Genomic DNA, 2297 nt, shown 5'->3' on the forward strand with positions numbered 1-2297 from the left:
ATACGTCACCTGACCCCGCCGTCGTCCTTCGCTGCGTTTCGGCTGGACCGATTCTCGCCGATGTTCGACCGGCCGGACGATTTCGGGCTTTCCGACATCAAGCCATACCCATCCTATGACCTTTGCTACCCGGGCGTTTCACCAGGTGCACGGGCGCGCATCGCCTATTTCTTCACCTACCGCGGGACCACCGACGCGCAGACGCTGGAGGGGATCAATCGCGCCTGGCGCGAGGCGCAGGACTGGAAGCAGGAGCACCGGCACGCCGCGCTGAGCGCTATCGTCGGCACCGATCTGGTTACCATCATCGACCTGCGGCCGGATCACCCGGTTCGCCCTTACATATTGGTCGGGGACGATCGGCTCGTCTATCTCGGCCTCGACAGCATTCAATCCATTGCTTCTCTCACCGCCAATTTGCGCGGCGTTGCGCCCGATCGCGCATGGGACGAGGAAACCGTGGCCAAAACGGTGCAAGGCTTCATCCAAAACGACCTCGTTCTCCAGGAGGACGATCTCTACCTTGCGCTGGCGATCCAAGTTGCCGCCGACACGAGCCAGGATGCCGAGCACGTGGATATGGCGGCGCCATCGATGCGCTTTGCCCGACAAGACGAAGCGGCGGTGACCTGAGCCGGTGCAATGAAGCCAATCGATTTGCCTCTCATGGAGGGTTTCCAAATTTTGCTTCGCGGCGAACTCTTCGTCGAACAGGCGCGGCGGCGGGTAGCGTCGACCGTCGACGAATATCACTGGACCACGCACGCCGAGAAGGTTGGCGGACCCAAGCCTGTTCAAGAAGCGGCAGTCATTGAAATCGGTGACGACGGCAAGGTTGCGACCTATTCGCTGTTTTCATCCGGCGCCGTGCTTCACCGCGCCGTTTTCGGTCAGAACCGTGCGCTCCTGACCTTGCGCGACGGCAACGAGCATGAGTTGGCGCTGACTGTCGCACCCGACCTCGTGCTTCAACAGAATTTACTTCTTCAGCTTTCGCGCTGTCTTGCCGCGCTCGATCGCGATGAAGGTCCGCGCAAACTTCACTACTTTTCACCCGAAGCGCTGGCAGTGCGCGACTTCGACGTCGCGCCCGCCGGAGCGCTGGACTGGGAGACGTCGATCGGCATACGGCTCAACATGAGCGCCAGTGGCGCCCTGGTCTCCGCCGTGGGAATGGACGAGAAGGGAACGCTTATCGGGCGGGCGGGCACGCCGGTGTTCCACGCGGCGCCGATTGAGACCCTTCGCGGCGCCGAGGAAAGCATCGAACCACCACCGCCTCCCCCTGGCATCGACCGCGAAGAAGTTACGATCGAAAGCGAGGATATCACGCTGCACAGCCTGTTCGTGCACGGACGCAAACCCGCCGGGCCTAGTCCGGCCTGCCTGTTCCTGAATGGATCGGGCTCCATCACCCGCTGGGGCGGTGCGCCCGGCATGCGCCTGAAGACACTCGAGACGATGGATGCGCTCGCGCAAGTCGGCGTAGCCAGCCTGGCGATAGATGCGCGCGGAGCAGGCAAAACCGGATTCGGCAAGGCCGACCGCCCCTTGGGCGCGACGCGGCTGGCCGATGCCGCCGCCGCCTGGCGCTGGCTCGCCGCGCGCGCCGACATCGATGCCCTGCATCTTTTCGCAGCCGGTCATAGCCTGGGCGCCCTTGTGATCCTGCAGCTGTTGTCGACCGACCCGGCCCTGGCGCCGGCCGGCCTGATCCTGCTTGCCCCCCCGGGCAGGCCGTTGCGCGATATCCTGATGGAACAGAATGCACGCGAGAGCGCACGCCTGCACGTGTCGGAAGAAGAGGCCGGCAAGCGAGACGCGGCACTACGGCAGTGGCTCGACCGGGAAGCAAGGACAGATGGCGCGGAACTGCGGCTCGGGGGCCTGAGACCGCTCACCGATCCGGCCGTTCTCGAAACCGATCCACGCGCAGCGGTTGGAGCCGTCCGCTGTCCGATGCTGATCTTGCACGGCGACAAAGACATTCAGACATCGGCAGACCGTGATGCCAAAGCGCTGCACCGCGCCGCCCGCAGCCACAATGTCCGCTCCACATACAAGGAAATCCACAACGCCGACCATCTATTCCGGCTCGAGCCCGAAATGTCGACGCCGGAGCGTTACCGCCAGGATCTGCCACCGAACCCGGAGTATCTCGCAGCCGTTGCTGGGTGGATTGCCGGACTTGCTGCCAGTGCACCCAAACCGCGACGTTGACGCCGATTGCGTCACGCTTTGCCAAATACATTCTGGCGATGCGTTCGACGATATATAGCAATTATCGGCACCTGACC

1 protein-coding gene and 1 pseudogene are annotated in these 2297 nt (G+C 63.4%); both read left to right on the forward strand.

Annotation, left to right across the window (positions count from 1 at the left end):
- A pseudogene (locus ACXJ7R_RS30375) lies at positions 1-633 on the forward strand (hypothetical protein); the annotation flags it as partial.
- 9 nt (positions 634-642) lie between these two features.
- On the forward strand, positions 643-2220 hold the full coding sequence (locus ACXJ7R_RS30380; protein ID WP_457155044.1) for an alpha/beta hydrolase family protein: 1578 nt from the start codon (positions 643-645) through the stop codon (positions 2218-2220).
- The last annotated feature ends 77 nt before the right edge of the window (positions 2221-2297 follow it).

This window comes from Mesorhizobium sp. P5_C1 (assembly GCF_054049815.1).